Raw genomic sequence first — 15,907 nt, 5'->3', positions numbered from 1 at the left:
GCGGCGGGGCTCACCTCTTCCCATTCCGAACAGAGAAGTTAAGCCCGCCTGCGCAGATGGTACTGCAATTTGTGGGAGAGTATGTCGCCGCCTTTCTTTAAAGAACCCCTTCATCTTATGATGAAGGGGTTTTTTTATGCTCTTTTTTTATTTTTATTATATGAAATCAGTATACGAAAACGCTATTTATTGCCATTTTGTTAATTATATCATTTAAATTTGTCTAAAATATTTATCTATGAAAAAAATAATTGCCCTATCATTTCTGTTTGTTTTCTTTAGTTCTTTTGGTCAGCAAAGACCAAAACTTGTCATTGGAATTGTAGTTGATCAAATGAAAGCTGAGTATCTAGATCGGTTTTATGATGATTATTCACAAGATGGTTTTAAACGTTTGATGAATAATGGTTTTGCTTATTACAATATGAACTATAATTATGTGCCTACTTATACAGCTCCCGGACATGCTTCAATTTATACAGGAACCACTCCTGCTACGCACGGTATCATTGGGAATGATTGGTATATTCGGGAAACTGGTAAAAACAGGTATTGTACAGACGATGCGTCTGTAAAAACATTGGTTATAGGAAGTGAAAAAGAAGGGATGATGTCTCCAAAAAATCTTTTTGCAACTACTGTGACTGACGAACTAAAAATGGCAACAAATTTTAGAGGAAAAGTTATTGGTCTTAGTGTTAAAGATAGAGGAGCGATTTTGCCTGCGGGACATTTCGCAAATTGGGCATTTTGGTTTAGTAAATCTGGTGATTTTATTTCGAGTTCTTTTTATGGGGATAAAATGCCTGATTGGGTTACTAAATTTAATAGTGAAAAACGTTATATGAACTACATTCAGAAAGGATGGAGTTTGTTAAAACCAGCTAGTGATTATAATGAGAGTCTTCCTGATGATAATCCTTATGAAGGAAGAATTGATAAATCTAAGGCTCCAGTTTTTCCATATGATTTGAATAAATTATACAAAGAATCTGGCGCAGATATCCTAAGAACTACTCCATTTGGTAATGACTTGTTAGCAGATATTGCTTTGCGAGCTATAGAAAGTGAAAATTTAGGAAAAGATAATGATACCGATTTTTTAACAGTTAGTTTTTCTTCTACAGATTATGTAGGGCATACTTTTGGTCCTAGATCAATGGAGATTCAGGATACTTATTTGCGTTTGGATTTGACCTTGGCTAGGATGTTTGATTATCTTGATAAAAACGTTGGAAAAGATAATTATCTGTTGTTTTTAACAGCAGATCATGCCGCTGCTGAGAATCCTATTTTTTTGAAGGATCGTAAATATGATGTTACGAATGTACCATCAAAAGAAACTTTTAAATCTCTTGAAAAGTTTTCTACCGCAACTTATGGAGTAAACTTAGTATCGAATTATTCAAATTATAATATTTATTTGAATAGGGATTTAGTTAAAACCAAAGGATTAGAGTTAAGCGCTGTAAAACAGGCTTTCAAAACTTTCATTTTAGAATTACCTCATGTGAAAAGAGTATATACTGATGATGAAATTTTAGCATCGTCAGGCGGAGATTATTATTTAGATTTTATTTTTAAAGGATTTGACCCTAAACAGAATGGCGATTTAGTTTTAGTTCAAAAAACGGGTTATATGGAATATAATGAGACAGGAACAACACACGGAACACCTAATAGTTATGATACTAATGTTCCAATGTTGTTTTATGGTTGGAACGTTCCTAAAGGGGAATCATATAAAAAAGTTTACATTACTTCAATAGCCCCTACTTTGTCCAAATTACTTAAAATTACTTTTCCAAATGGCACGGAGGCAGAAGTATTAGAAGAACTTTTGAAGAAAAATTAAATGCTGTAATAAGAAAATAGGCTGTCCGAAATTAATTTTTTGGACAGCCTATTTAATTTTAAATAGTCACTTCTATTTGTAGAGGAATTTGATTTTGAAGTAAATCCTCAAATTTTTCATGAGCTCGAATCAAATGCCCTTTGCCATTTAACCACAAAACTTCTGCTGGTTTATATCGAGAGTTATAGTTTGAAGACATCGAGAAGCAATAAGCTCCAGCGTTGTGAAAAGAAAGAATATCTCCTTCTTTGATTTCAGCGATTCTCCTATTGTTTGCAAAAGTATCTGTTTCACAGATGTAACCTACAACAGAATAGAAACGTTCTTTTCCTTTTGGATTAGAAATATTTTCGATATGGTGTTGAGAACCATAAAGCATTGGTCGAATTAAATGGTTAAAACCGCTATCAATTCCAGCAAAAACAGTTGATGTAGTTTGTTTTACCACATTTACTTTTGTTAAAAAGTAACCAGCTTCACTAACTAAGAATTTTCCAGGTTCAAAAATCAATGTTAAGTCTTTTCCGTATTCAACACAGAAAGCATTAAAACGTTTTGATAATTTTTTACCTAATTCTTCGATGTCTGTTTGTACATCGTCTTTTTTATAAGGTACTTTGAAACCACTACCAAAATCTAAGAATTCAAGATTTTTGAAATTTCTAGCAGCATCAAAAAGAATTTCTGCAGCGTATAAAAATACTTCAATATCTAAGATATCAGAACCTGTATGCATATGGATTCCGACAATGTTCATTTTAGTATTTTCTACTATTCGAACCAAATGTGGTAATTGGTGTATGGATATTCCAAATTTACTATCAATGTGACCTACAGAAATGTTTGTGTTTCCACCAGCCATTACGTGAGGATTGATACGAATACATACAGGAACATTTGGGTGTTTGGTGCCGAATTGTTCTAGTATGGATAAATTATCAATGTTTATTTGAACTCCTAAAGCATTTACTTCTTCTATTTCTTCTAGTGAAACACCATTTGGAGTATAAAATATTTTTTCTGGAGCATATCCTGCATGTAATCCAAGAAGTACTTCTTGAATTGAAACGGTGTCTAAACCTGAACCCATATCTTTTAACAACTGAAGTATAGATACGTTTGACAATGCTTTCATCGCATAATTAATGCGCAGTTTTTCAACCTTAGAAAAAGCTTTTGTTAATCTGTTGAATTGGGATTGAATTTTTTCAGCATCATACACATATAGTGGAGTTCCAAATTGTTCGGCTAATTGAAGTAAGTCTTTTCCTTGCATTGTGATTTATTTTTTTACAAATTTATTACAGTTTCTATCTTCGACCAAATAAAAAACAAAATATAACAAAATATAACAAAATGTTATTATTAAAACTTTTTATTCTTAAAAAATTATTTTTATAACAATGTAAAAAAAATCCCTTGACTTAAAATAATAAAGACAAGGGATTTAAAAAAAAAATGGTTTGTTTATAAGCTAGGTAAATCGCCTTTACCTTTTGTTGGTAAGTTGGTGTATCCCATTAAGAATAAATCAATTTCTCTCGCGGCTTCACGACCTTCTGAGATAGCCCAAACAATCAATGATTGTCCTCTTCTCATATCACCTGCTGTAAAAATATGAGGAACATTAGTTTGGTAGTTATTGGCTTTGAAGTTACTTCTCATATCCAATTCAAGACCAAGTTGTTCTGCTAAAGTTTTTTCGGGTCCTGTAAATCCTAAAGCGAGTAGAGCTAAATCGCATGACCATATTTTTTCTGAACCTTCCTTTTCAATTAATTCAGGACGCTGTCCAGGAACAATTTTCCAAGCAACTTCTACTGTTTTTAGAGCAGTTAGTTCTCCTTTTTCATTAGCAATAAATTCTTTGGTATTGATTAACCAATTTCTATTACAACCTTCTTCGTGTGAAGAAGAAGTTTTTAGTTGTAGTGGCCAAAAAGGCCAAGGTGTAGATTCGCTTCGACCCACTGGAGGTTTTGGCATAATCTCAAAATTGGTAACTGATTTTGCGCCTTGTCTATTTGAAGTTCCAATACAGTCAGATCCTGTATCTCCTCCACCTATTACGATAACATCTTTTCCTGTAGCTTTGATTTGATTAGGAACTTCTTCACCGTATAAAACTTTAGTTTGTTGTGTTAAGAAATCCATAGCTTGCACTACCCCTTTGCTATCGGCTCCTTTGGTAGGTAAACCTCTTCTTTCTGTGGCTCCACCACAAAGAACGATTGAATCAAATTCATTTAATTCCTCTACTGAAAAGTTGACACCAACATTTACATTGGTTTTAAAAACGATACCTTCAGCTTCTAAAATTGCAACACGACGATCTATTATTCCTTTCTCTAATTTGAAATTTGGAATTCCGTAGCGTAACAATCCGCCAATAGCGTTATCTCTTTCAAAAACAGTTACAGTGTGTCCTGCACGATTGAGTTGTTGTGCAGCCGCTAAACCTGCTGGTCCAGAACCTACCACAGCAACTTTTTTACCAGTTCGAACGGAAGGCGGTTGTGGCTTAATCCATCCTTCGGCAAAACCTCTTTCTATAATGTTTTTCTCGATATTTTCGATGGCAACAGGTTCCTTTATAATACCTAGAACGCATGATTTTTCACATGGTGCAGGGCATAATCTTCCTGTAAATTCAGGGAAATTATTCGTTGATTGCAATATTTCTAAGGCACTTTGCCATTCTTCTTGATGTACCATATCATTGAAATCTGGAATTAAATTCCCCAATGGACATGAGCTATGGCAAAACGGGATGCCACAATCCATACATCTTGAACCTTGTTCTTTTATTTTATCTTTTGGTAATGCAATTGTGAATTCATTATAATTGGCAACGCGTTCAACAACAGCTATGTTACCTTCGTCGGCTCTATTAAATTCTTTAAATCCTCCTATTTTTCCCATGACTATTGTGCTATTAATTCTTCAACTTCCTTTTCTGCTGCAATTCGTTGTAATGCTTTTTTGTAATCTGTAGGCATCACTTTTACAAAATGCTTGACTTGGTTGTCCCAATCTGCTAAAATTCTCTTAGCTAATGGACTACTTGTGTATAAAGAATGATTTTTTATCAAACGTTTCATTTTTGTAATGTCTTCTGCTTCTAATGGGTCAAAAGCAACCATTTCCATATTACAAAGGGTTTGGTCGAATTTCTTATTTGGGTCATAAACATAAGCGATACCTCCACTCATACCTGCAGCGAAGTTTCGTCCGGTTTTGCCTAGAACAATTACAGTTCCTCCAGTCATGTATTCACAACCATGGTCTCCAATACCTTCAACCACTGCGGTTGCTCCTGAGTTTCTAACACAGAAACGTTCTCCAGCCATACCATTAATATATGCTTCACCAGTAATAGCTCCATAAAGTGCTACGTTTCCAATAATTATATTTTCCTCTGGTTTGAATGTTGCTGTTGGTGGCACTTTTATAATTAATTTACCTCCAGAAAGTCCTTTACCTAGATAATCATTGCAGTTTCCGTGGATTTTAAATGATAATCCATTGGTGGCAAAAGCTCCGAAACTTTGTCCAGCAGAACCTGTAAAGTCAACTAAAATCGTATCTTCTGGTAGTCCTTGTGCTCCGTATATTTTTGAAATTTCGTTACTCAAAATGGCTCCAACTGAACGATCCGTATTTTTGATGTCAAAGGTTACTCTTGTTCTTTCTTTTCTATAAATAGATGGAATCGCAGCTTTGATAATATCAAAATCTAATACATGCTCTAATTCATGATCTTGAGGCATTGTATTGTGGTTAGGAACTGTTTTTGCTTTTTCTGGTTTATAAAGAATAGTTGACAAATCTAATCCCATCGCTTTGTAATGTTGAATCGCTTTATTTACGTTCAATTTTTGAGATTGTCCTACCATTTCTTTTAAAGTTCTAAAGCCAAGTTGTGCCATAATTTGTCTTAATTCCTCTGCAATGAAGTACATAAAATTAATAACATGTTCTGGAGTACCTTTGAAGTTTTTACGTAGTTCAGGATCTTGAGTTGCAATACCTACTGGACAAGTATTCAAGTGACAAGCACGCATCATAATACAGCCTGAAGCTACTAATGGAGCAGTGGCAAAGCCAAACTCTTCAGCTCCAAGTAAAGCGGCAATAGCAACGTCGCGACCAGTTTTTAACTGTCCATCACACTCTAAAACAACACGGCTTCTTAAATCATTTAGGATTAAAGTTTGTTGGGCTTCAGCCAAACCTAATTCCCACGGGATTCCAGTATGAGTTAAGGATGTTAATGGTGCAGCTCCTGTTCCTCCATCATAACCTGATATTAAGATGACATCAGCTTTTGCCTTAGCAACACCCGCAGCTATGGTTCCAACTCCAACTTCTGATACTAATTTTACATTTACTCTAGCTTCACGGTTGGCATTTTTTAAATCGAAAATCAATTGCGATAAATCTTCAATAGAGTAGATGTCATGGTGTGGCGGAGGAGAGATCAATCCTACATAAGGAGTAGAATTTCTGGTTGCAGCAATCCAAGGTACTACTTTTTCACCTGGTAATTGCCCACCTTCACCTGGTTTAGCTCCTTGAGCCATTTTTATTTGAATCTCTTTGGCATTGGTCAAATAATTAATAGACACTCCGAAACGACCTGAAGCCACTTGCTTGATAGCACTATTTCTTGAGTCACCATTCAATTCTTTTTGGAAACGTTTAGCGTCTTCTCCACCTTCTCCAGAATTACTTTTACCACCAATTCTGTTCATAGCAATCGCTAGATTTTCGTGTGCTTCTTGACTTATAGAACCATATGACATGGCGCCTGTTTTGAATTTTTTTACAATTTCAGTCCAAGGCTCTACTTCGTCAATAGAAATAGGATCCAAATTATTGAATTCAAATAATCCACGAATAGTCATCAAATTAGCACTTTGCTCATTGACCATTTTAGAATATTCGGCATAACTTTCTGGGCTATTCAAACGAACGGCTTGTTGTAGTTTTGAAATGGTCGTTGGATTAAACATGTGTTTTTCACCATTTCGTCTCCATCTGTAAATACCGCCAATTTCGAGCGGTAGCAAGTTGGCTACTTTTGAATTTGGGAATGCTTTTTGGAAACGCTTTTTCACTTCTTTTTCTACTTCCATTAATCCAATACCTTCAATTCTAGATGGAGTGTATGGGAAATATTTGGTTGAGAATGATTTGTTTAAACCTAAAATTTCAAAAATTTGAGCAGCTCTGTACGAGTGTAGCGTAGAGATTCCGATTTTATTCATAATTTTCAAAATCCCTTTTCCGATGGCTTTGTTGTAGTTTTTAATTGCATATTCTGCAGTTATTCCAGCGATGTGGCCTTCTTTAACTTGATTATGAATTATTTCATTTACCATATAAGGATTAATTGCGCTAGCGCCATATCCAAATAAAAGCGCAAAATGATGAGGCTCACGTGGCTCAGCAGATTCAATAACAATTCCAAACTTAGAGCGTACTTTAAGTTGGTTTAAAGTGTGGTGAATATAAGAACAAGCCAATAGCATCGGGATAGGCGCTAGGGTTTCGCTTACTCCACGATCTGAGAGGATGACAATATTGCTTCCTTCAGAAACAGCTTTGAAAGTGGCTTGTACGCATTTCTCTAAGGCACGCTCTAAACCATTAGCTCCTTTTTCTATTTTGTACAACGTAGAAATAGTAACTGATTTGAAATCCTCGTGCTGAATGTTTCTTATTTTATCCAAATCTTCATTAGAAATGATAGGGTTTTGGATTTTTAATTTTTTGCATTGTTTTGCTTCAATGTCAAATATATTGTAGTCTCCACCAATAGCTAAACTAATATCTGTGATGATTTCTTCACGAATTCCATCCAAAGGAGGATTGGTAACTTGAGCAAATAATTGTTTGAAATAGTTATACAATAATTGTGGTTGATCTGATAAAACTGCTAATGGAGTATCATTACCCATAGAGCTAATAGCCTCATTTCCGCTACCACCCATTGGGTTGATTATGGTTTTTAAATCTTCGATTGTATAGCCAAACATACGTTGTCTGGTTTCAAAATCAAGATTCTCAACTGGAATAGGGTTGTCTGTGTAAGGAATACAAGCTAATTGTAAAAGATTTTCATCCAACCATTTTTGGTAAGGACGTTTAGTAACTATGGAATGTTTTACTTCGTCATCCTCGATTATTCTTCCTTCGTTCATATCGACCAAGAACATTTTTCCTGGTTCTAAACGACCATGTTGAATTACATCTTCTGGGTTGATGTCAAGTACACCAATTTCTGAAGACATAATTACAAAACCACTCTTAGTCAAAGTGTATCTTGAAGGACGCAGACCATTTCTATCTAATAGCGCACCAATAACGTTTCCGTCAGTAAATGGTATAGAAGCTGGGCCATCCCAAGGTTCCATAATACAAGAATTGTACTCATAGAATGCTTTTTTCTCAGCACTCATCGTTTGATGTTTTTCCCATGCTTCTGGAACTACCATCATCATGACTTCAGGAAGTGTTCTTCCTGTCATTAGTAGTAGCTCAACAACCATATCCATAGAGGCAGAGTCGGATTTTCCTTCTAAAATGATTGGGAATAATTTTTTTAAATCCTCACCAAAAACATCACTCTTCATAAGTTCCTCTCGAGCTCTCATTCGGCTTACGTTTCCTCTTAATGTGTTAATTTCACCATTGTGACACATATAGCGGAAAGGTTGTGCTAAATCCCATGAAGGGAAAGTATTTGTAGAGAATCGCTGGTGCACTAATGCCAATCGAGTAACTAAATCGCTGTCTAATAAGTCGGTGTAATAACGGCTAATGTCTTCTGGCATTAGCAGTCCTTTATATATAATAGTTGTTGTAGAAAAACTTGAGAAATAAAACATATGACTCTCAGAAGTTTTTGAGCCTCTAACTGCATGTTCTGCTATTTTTCTAGCGGCAAACATTTTGGCGTTGAATTGTTGTTCGGTCAAGTCCAAACCATTTTTGCCAACAAAAACTTGTTTTACCGTAGGTTCTTTTTCGGCAGCGATTTGTCCTAGATTGCTAACATCAACAGGAACATCTCTCCATCCGAGGATTTCTAATTTTTGATCTAAAATTGCTTTTTCAAAAGTAGTTTTGCAAAAATCAACTTGATTGCTACTTTTAGGCATGAATACCATACCAACAGCATATTCTCTAGGCTCAGGAATAGAAAATTCACATACTTTCTTAAAAAATGTGTGCGGAATATCAAAAAGGATTCCTGCTCCATCACCAGTTCTACCATCAGAGCTAACGGCACCACGATGCTCTAATTTAATTAAAATGTCTAATGCCTTGTGAATAATATCGTTAGATTTTATTCCATTCAAATTACAAATGAATCCTGCACCGCAATTGTCGTGTTCAAATTCGGGCAAGTAAAGGCCTTGTTCTTCAATTTTCATGCTTGCTTTTTTTTTACAAAATTATGTATTTCATGAGATAAACGGGTTAATTGCGGTGTTTGGTTGTTATTTTTGTTATAAAATTAAATTTTGCTTGCAAAAATGACAATTGCAAAATTTCGTCCCTAACTAATTATCATTTTCATAATATTTAAGATTGAAAAAGTAGAAATTACTTTCAAAAAGTATCTTTTTTATTTCTAAAAGCAACAACAAAAAAAAATATCACAAATTTTTTACTAACTTTTATTTTTTTACTAAAGTTTATTTGTTTTGTAAGGTTATTTTTAAGTTAAGCTTCTCTTTTTTTAAGAAAAAAAAATAATTCTATTTGAGTTTAATTTTCTATTTTTGTCGCACTTTATTCTGAAACGTTTTCAGAGTTCGGTCAAATATTATATACTATGAACATACACGAATATCAAGGAAAAGAAATTTTAGCAAGCTACGGCGTACGAATTCAACGCGGAATTGTAGCGAATAGCCCTGTAGAAGCTGTTGCTGCTGCAAAACAATTAACTGCCGAAACAGGTACAAGTTGGTATGTTGTTAAAGCTCAAATTCACGCCGGTGGACGTGGAAAAGGTGGTGGTGTAAAACTTGCCAAAGGCTTAGACAAAGTAGAAGGAATTGCTAGCGAAATCATCGGTATGCAGTTGATTACGCCTCAAACTTCTGCCGAAGGTAAAAAAGTACACAAAGTGTTAATCGCTGAAGATGTATATTATCCAGGTGAAAGCGAAACTTCTGAGTTTTATGTTTCTGTTTTATTGAACAGAGCTACTGGCCGTAATATGATTATGTATTCTACAGAAGGTGGAATGGATATCGAAGAAGTAGCTGAGCACACTCCTCATTTAATTTTTACTGAAGAAGTAGATCCATCGGTTGGTTTGCAAGGTTTTCAAGCAAGAAGAATTGCTTTTAACTTAGGGCTTTCTGGAAATGCTTTCAAAGAAATGGTGAAATTCATCGATTCTTTATATAATGCTTACATTGGTTCAGATGCTTCGATGTTCGAAATTAACCCAGTGTTAAAAACATCTGATAATAAAATTATGGCTGTTGATGCTAAAGTAAATATCGATGATAATGCTTTATACAGACAAGCTAAATATGCTGATATGCGTGACATTCGTGAGGAGAACCCAATCGAAGTTGAAGCAAAAGAAGTAGGTTTAAATTATGTAGACCTTGACGGAACTGTTGGATGTATGGTAAACGGAGCTGGTTTGGCTATGGCAACTATGGATTTGATTAAGTATGCTGGTTTTGAGCCTGCAAACTTCTTAGACGTAGGTGGAACAGCTGATGCAAAACGTGTAGAGACTGCTTTCCGTATCATCTTAAAAGACCCAAACGTAAAAGCAATTTTAATCAATATTTTTGGTGGAATTGTTCGTTGTGACCGTGTAGCACAAGGTGTTGTAGATGCTTACAAAAATATGGGTGACGCTATAAAAGTGCCAATCATTGTACGTTTACAAGGAACGAATGCTGCTATTGCAAAAGAATTAATTGATAATTCTGGAATGCCAATTCTTTCTGCAGTTGAGTTTCAAGAAGCTGCTGACCAAGTTAAAGCTGCATTGTCTTAATTTACAATTTAGTTATATATTCAAAAGCCTGTTCAGTTAATGGACAGGCTTTTTTTTAGAAAACTTAGATGCTTTTAAAACTATATTTTTTTGTTATAACTTGTACACATAAAATCATTTCTATCTGACATTTTTTCCTTTCATATATTTGTTGTAAACCAAATAAATGATTACAGTAATTACAAAGTAAATCAGATAAGATCTTGGTTCTCCTTCGCCTGCAACTGTTGTAAACATACGATTCCATCTAATTTTGTTAATTCCTTTTCCATCAGTATTCCAACATAGCCATATAAAAATAGGCTTCCCAATTACATGGTCAAATGGTACAAATCCCCAAAACCTAGCATCAATTGAATTGTCTCTATTATCACCCATCATCCAATAATAATCTTGTTTAAAGGTATAGCTTGTTGCATGTCTGTTATCAATAAAAATCTGATTCCCGCGCACTGAGAGCTGATGCCCTTCATATTCAGTGATTATTCTTTTGTAAAGGGGTAAAATTTTTAAATTTATGTCAATTGTCTTTCCTTTTTCAGGAATGTAAATCGGCCCAAAAAAATCAGCATTCCAATTGTAATTCATATTATGAGGAAATACTTTAAAATCTTGATCTCCTTTATTTTTTTTTCTCAATTCAAGGCTTTGAATATATGGATTGTTTCTTGCATTAGTAATAGCTTCTTCTGTTGCTTGAACAAAATATTCTTTGGAATTATAATCAAAAGCTATTCCATCGGTTATATCATATAACTTTAAAATATTGCATGCCTCCTCATAAGATAAGAATTGACCTTTGAATTTAACAATATAGGAAAATTGTAATTTTGTTCTTTCAGATAATTTAGTTTGTTTTCCATCAATAAATACATAACCATTTCTAACTTCCAAACTGTCTCCAGGAATTCCTACACAGCGTTTCACAAGATTTGTTTTCTTATCAATAGGTTTATAATAATTTCTGTCAGGAGAAAAATTATCCATATCCCTAAGTGTATCTGCCGGTTGATTGAATACCACAATATCATTACGTTCTATTTTTTGAAAACCTGGTAATCTTAAATAAGGTAATTGAAACATATTTATTATCGAAGTTTCTTTTTTAGAAATGTCATCACTAAATAAATATGATTTACTTTTTAAAAATGGAATACTATCATGCACCATTGGCAAAGCTATTGTTGTCATTGGTATTCTTGCTCCATAATGAAATTTGCTGACAAATAAAAAATCTCCAACTAATAATGACTTTTCCATAGAAGAGGACGGAATTGTAAAAGGTTGTATGATATAGGTATGAACAATAGTTGCTACGATTACAGCAAACAATAGTGAGCTTATAGTTTCACCGAGTGTTCCTTTTGGTTTTAAGTCTCTGTCTTTAATGTATATTAGTTTGTTGGTGTTATAATTCAAATAAAGAATATAAAACCCAAGAGATAAGATTACTATGAAAGTATCTGTCGTTTTATTTTTACCAAAACTACGTATTGTTTCAACCCAAATAACCGGTAGTATTATTAAATTAATTATTGGAATTAGAAGTAAAAAAAGCCACCATTTAGGTCTATTAATTATTTGCATTAATAGCATGGTATTATAAATTGGGATTAATGCTTCCCATGCTTTTCTACCTGCTTTTACATATAATTTAAAGGTGCCTATAAAATAAATACATTGAACAATAACGAATAATAGAAACAGTTTAGTCATAAGAATAATTTAATAATTTAGGCAAAACTCGTTTAAATTATTGCTTTCAACTACTAAATTCATGATTCTAGCAAACAAAATTAAGTATTTAATTATGTTTTTTTGCTGTACGATTCTCGATACTCAAGTGGGGTCGTATTTGTAAGATTCTTAAATGTAATATTAAAAGATGAAATGCTATTAAAACCACTTTCAAATGCAATTGCAGCAATTTTGTAATTATGATAATTAGGGTTTGTTAATTTTTTTTTAGCTTGTTCAATACGATATTTTGCAATGTATTGTGAGTAGTTTGTATTTTCAATTTGATTGATAATTTGAGATAGTTGCTTAGAAGAAATATTCATTCTGTCAGCTAATTTTACTAAAGTTAACTCTGGGTCTAAAAACAATTTATCAATTTCCATAAATTGTTTAAGTTGTTTTGAATACTCACTTGCCTTTTTATCATCTAAAGTTGAATTGGTATATTTCTTTTTTTCAACATCAAATATCCACAAATTGTTATTTCCTAAAATTGCCAAAGAAACTATTATGAATGAAAATAAGTAAGTACTACTCGGATAAAAAGAAAGAATATCAAAGAAGATTAGTATTGCATGAATAAACATTAAAGTTGTTGCTAATATAAAAGCAATTAGCCATTTTTTGATTTTTATATTTTTTTGTGAAACTTCATGAAAGCTTGGGTTTGTTAATAGCCAATAAAAAGTATAAAAACAGTAAGTTAAACCGTGTAAGAATAAGATAAAATAAAAGGCTCTTAAGTTAGCGATGCTATCATTTGAGATGAACAAACTAAAAAAAGTTACTAAAACAAATGGAGCATAATGTAGGAAGTAATTTATCTTTTTTAAAGAATTATTACTTGTATATAAAAGTTTTACGTAAAACCATAAACTGGGACCAATTAATAAAAATAAGCCTAAAAATAGGGTGAGAATGCGATCGTTAATAGCATAATAATTGTGAAATAATGCTTTTCCTGTACGTAAGCTAAAAGTTAAAAGATAAATAGCCAAAAATAAATTTGCTTTGGAATTTTTATTTGTTTTGGTGCTGAGTATTATCCCAAAGAAAAAACCCAAAACAATGCCGATACTGCTAATTAATAATTCAAAGCGATTAAAAAATTCTGTTTCAAAATTCATCAAACAAAGAAACTAAAATCTTATTTATTTTACAATTCATTTATCCTTTATTGACTGTTCAAAAAAGCTGGTATTTTGAGTGTCATGATGAAAATATAGGATAAAAAAATCATGAGTTAGAGATTATTTGGGTGTTTTTTCGTTACAATTGTTCGTTGTGACCGTGTAGCACAAGGTGTTGTAGATGCTTACAAAAATATGGGTGACGCTATAAAAGTGCCAATCATTGTACGTTTACAAGGAACTAATGCTGCTATTGCAAAAGAATTAATTGATAATTCTGGAATGCCAATTCTTTCTGCAGTTGAGTTTCAAGAAGCTGCAGATCAAGTAAAAGCGGCATTGTCTTAATTTACAATTTAGTTATATATTCAAAAGCCTGTTCAGTTAATGAACAGGTTTTTTTATTGGTTTCAAATTGAGTTCAAGCCTATGCACTTTGAGTGCATTTTACATTAGCTCTAAAAATTGTATTACCGCAAATTCGCAAATTTTAAAATAGTCATAATTGGAGTAATTTGCGAATTTGCGGTAAAAATTTGGAGTCTAGTTTTTTGTGGCTTAATTTCCGATGTTTTGAAGTTCATCCGATTCGTAAATGGTGTAGCCTTTTACGTTGGACTGTGCCAAAAGATATAAGGCTCTGGCAACTGTAGAGCTTTCTATTGGGCGGTATTTTTTTAAGCTTCCTTGGAGTAGGAAAGAAAAACCTTTTGAGAAAAAAGCACCTATTTTTTCTCCTAATCTAAATTCTGAGCGTTGTCCTAGTAATAATGAAGGTCTAACAATGACAGTGGTTTCAAAATTAGCTTTGGCTAATTGAGTTTCCATTTCTCCTTTGGTTTTTAAATAGAAGTTGTTTGAGTCTTTGTTGGCGCCTAAAGAAGAAACAATCAAGAATTGCTTTATGTTGTTAGTTTTTGCAATGTTTGAAAATGCAATAGGATATTCGTAATCTACTTTTCGAAAGGCGGATTGACTTCCCGCTTTTTTGATGGTGGTACCAATGGTGCAAAATACATCATCGCCTTTCACCAAATGTTGATAGGTCTCGGGTGCATCGAAATTGATGATGTGTTGTTCTAGTTTGGGATGTGATTTTCCAGATTCTCGTTTTACAAAAATGACAACTTTTTGGTAGTGTTCACTTTCTAAAAGTACATCTACTAGTTGGGAACCAATAAGTCCCGTACTGCCAATAACTAGCGCCGTTTTCATTATGATTTTTTATTCTTTCCGTTGTTGAATTTTACTTTTTCAACTACTTGAATTTTTGGAGCAGCCGCTTTATTGCTTTTTTTGAAAGGTTTTTTGCTTGCTGGTTTCTTGTCTCCGCGGCTTTGTTCTGCATCTTTTGGTTTGGCTTTGAACTCTGGACGTTTTGCAGCTCCGTCTTTTGCTGGGATTTCAGCTCTATGTTTAGCTAAAACTTCAGTAGGTATTTTTGGGTTTTCTTTGGTGCCTCGTAAATGGATTACCAATCCGTTAAGGAAATTGCGCAATACTTGGTCGCCACATTCCATATAGTTGGGATGTTTTTCATCACGGAAAAAGGCACCTAATTCTGATTTTGATATTCTGAAATCTACTAATTCTAGGATTTCAACGATTTGGTCGTCACGCAACATTAAGGCTACGCGTAATTTTTTGAAAATATCGTTGTTGGTCATATTCTTTTAATTTTTTACAAAGGTACAGTTTAAAAATAGAGCGACGTTATATTCGAGTCTGAATTCAGGGTGCTCTCTCGAAAAAATGAAGATGCATTGCTATAATTATCATTAATTGGCTGCTTTTTTTAAACATTTAAGGCATATAAGTTTTTATAATTTTTGGCGTGTTTTATAGGAGTAAAATAGAAGGACATATAAGGAAAACAGGTGAATCGGTATGGATTTTTTAATTTGAAAAGTATTAAGGTTGGAGTCTTTAAGTATTTCAGACTAAAACTATCAATTTATGTTTACAAGAAGGCAAGATGTTTCCTTTTAGTCCCGGTAGTAGCCTACCGTCTGGACACAAATATTTTTATGTTAAAATGGCACGCGGATTAGGCAGATTATCGCCGATTTTTGGTTGTATATTAAAAATATTATTTATAAACTTAATGTTTTTTCAACACATTTTTTTAAAAGACAACAAATT

9 protein-coding genes, 1 rRNA gene and 1 pseudogene are annotated in these 15,907 nt (G+C 33.5%); 4 read left to right on the top strand and 7 right to left on the bottom strand.

The genetic code is table 11. The features are described from left to right. Positions 1–96, top strand: a 5S ribosomal RNA gene (rrf, locus tag O9307_RS05695); the annotation flags it as partial. Between the two features lie 142 nt (positions 97–238). Continuing rightward, positions 239–1,855, top strand: coding sequence for an alkaline phosphatase PafA (gene pafA / locus O9307_RS05690; RefSeq protein ID WP_298296204.1), 1,617 nt, complete (start codon positions 239–241; stop codon positions 1,853–1,855). A gap of 58 nt (positions 1,856–1,913) precedes the next feature. Here pafA and lysA read toward each other — a convergent pair whose 3' ends face one another. From lysA to gltB, 3 genes are all read right to left on the bottom strand, one after another. After that, positions 1,914–3,131: a diaminopimelate decarboxylase gene (gene lysA, locus O9307_RS05685; RefSeq protein ID WP_298296202.1), complete on the bottom strand. Its 1,218-nt coding sequence runs from the start codon at positions 3,129–3,131 to the stop codon at positions 1,914–1,916. Positions 3,132–3,322: 191 nt separating this feature from the next. After that, positions 3,323–4,777 carry a glutamate synthase subunit beta gene (locus O9307_RS05680; RefSeq protein WP_298296200.1) on the bottom strand — a complete coding sequence of 485 codons (1,455 nt, stop codon included), beginning with the start codon at positions 4,775–4,777 and terminating at the stop codon, positions 3,323–3,325. Positions 4,778–4,779: 2 nt separating this feature from the next. Further along, on the bottom strand, positions 4,780–9,297 hold the full coding sequence (gltB, locus tag O9307_RS05675) for a glutamate synthase large subunit (protein ID WP_298296198.1): 4,518 nt from the start codon (positions 9,295–9,297) through the stop codon (positions 4,780–4,782). A gap of 404 nt (positions 9,298–9,701) precedes the next feature. Here gltB and sucC (O9307_RS05670) point away from each other — a divergent pair, with 404 nt between their 5' ends. Continuing rightward, on the top strand, positions 9,702–10,895 hold the full coding sequence (sucC, locus tag O9307_RS05670) for an ADP-forming succinate--CoA ligase subunit beta (protein WP_298296196.1): 1,194 nt from the start codon (positions 9,702–9,704) through the stop codon (positions 10,893–10,895). Between the two features lie 120 nt (positions 10,896–11,015). On the opposite strand, the gene lepB is transcribed toward sucC (O9307_RS05670), so the two are convergent. Next, the gene (gene lepB / locus O9307_RS05665) at positions 11,016–12,611 is read right to left on the bottom strand and encodes a signal peptidase I (RefSeq protein WP_298296194.1); all 1,596 of its coding nucleotides are present in this window, start codon (positions 12,609–12,611) and stop codon (positions 11,016–11,018) included. A 92-nt stretch (positions 12,612–12,703) separates the two neighbouring features. Next, positions 12,704–13,762 (bottom strand): AraC family transcriptional regulator, encoded by a 1,059-nt coding sequence (locus O9307_RS05660; protein WP_298296192.1) that lies wholly within the window; start codon positions 13,760–13,762, stop codon positions 12,704–12,706. 147 nt (positions 13,763–13,909) lie between these two features. On the opposite strand from O9307_RS05660, the pseudogene sucC (O9307_RS05655) reads away from it, so the two are divergent. Beyond that, positions 13,910–14,113 (top strand): annotated as a pseudogene (gene sucC, locus O9307_RS05655) (succinate--CoA ligase subunit beta); the annotation flags it as partial. 210 nt (positions 14,114–14,323) lie between these two features. Here sucC (O9307_RS05655) and O9307_RS05650 read toward each other — a convergent pair. Continuing rightward, a complete protein-coding gene (locus O9307_RS05650) occupies positions 14,324–14,980 on the bottom strand; it encodes an oxidoreductase (protein WP_298296190.1) in 657 nt (218 codons plus the stop codon). After that, a complete protein-coding gene (locus O9307_RS05645; protein ID WP_159685696.1) occupies positions 14,980–15,432 on the bottom strand; it encodes a DUF1456 family protein in 453 nt (150 codons plus the stop codon). Before O9307_RS05645 ends, O9307_RS05650 begins: the two co-directional genes overlap by 1 nt. Positions 15,433–15,907 lie beyond the last annotated feature (475 nt).

The organism is Flavobacterium sp., assembly GCF_027531905.1.
GTDB lineage: Bacteria > Bacteroidota > Bacteroidia > Flavobacteriales > Flavobacteriaceae > Flavobacterium.
Note: the sequence above shows the minus strand (reverse complement) of the source record. Positions and strands in the feature narration are given on the sequence as shown.

Excerpts from the sequence above, each read along its gene's own strand:
- pafA (WP_298296204.1), top strand. The coding sequence starts at position 239 with ATGAAAAAAATAATTGCCCTATCATTTCTGTTTGTTTTCTTTAGTTCT.
- lysA (WP_298296202.1), bottom strand. The coding sequence starts at position 3,131 with ATGCAAGGAAAAGACTTACTTCAATTAGCCGAACAATTTGGAACTCCA.
- O9307_RS05680 (WP_298296200.1), bottom strand. The coding sequence starts at position 4,777 with ATGGGAAAAATAGGAGGATTTAAAGAATTTAATAGAGCCGACGAAGGT.
- gltB (WP_298296198.1), bottom strand. The coding sequence starts at position 9,297 with ATGAAAATTGAAGAACAAGGCCTTTACTTGCCCGAATTTGAACACGAC.
- sucC (WP_298296196.1), top strand. The coding sequence starts at position 9,702 with ATGAACATACACGAATATCAAGGAAAAGAAATTTTAGCAAGCTACGGC.
- lepB (WP_298296194.1), bottom strand. The coding sequence starts at position 12,611 with ATGACTAAACTGTTTCTATTATTCGTTATTGTTCAATGTATTTATTTT.
- O9307_RS05660 (WP_298296192.1), bottom strand. The coding sequence starts at position 13,762 with ATGAATTTTGAAACAGAATTTTTTAATCGCTTTGAATTATTAATTAGC.
- O9307_RS05650 (WP_298296190.1), bottom strand. The coding sequence starts at position 14,980 with ATGAAAACGGCGCTAGTTATTGGCAGTACGGGACTTATTGGTTCCCAA.
- O9307_RS05645 (WP_159685696.1), bottom strand. The coding sequence starts at position 15,432 with ATGACCAACAACGATATTTTCAAAAAATTACGCGTAGCCTTAATGTTG.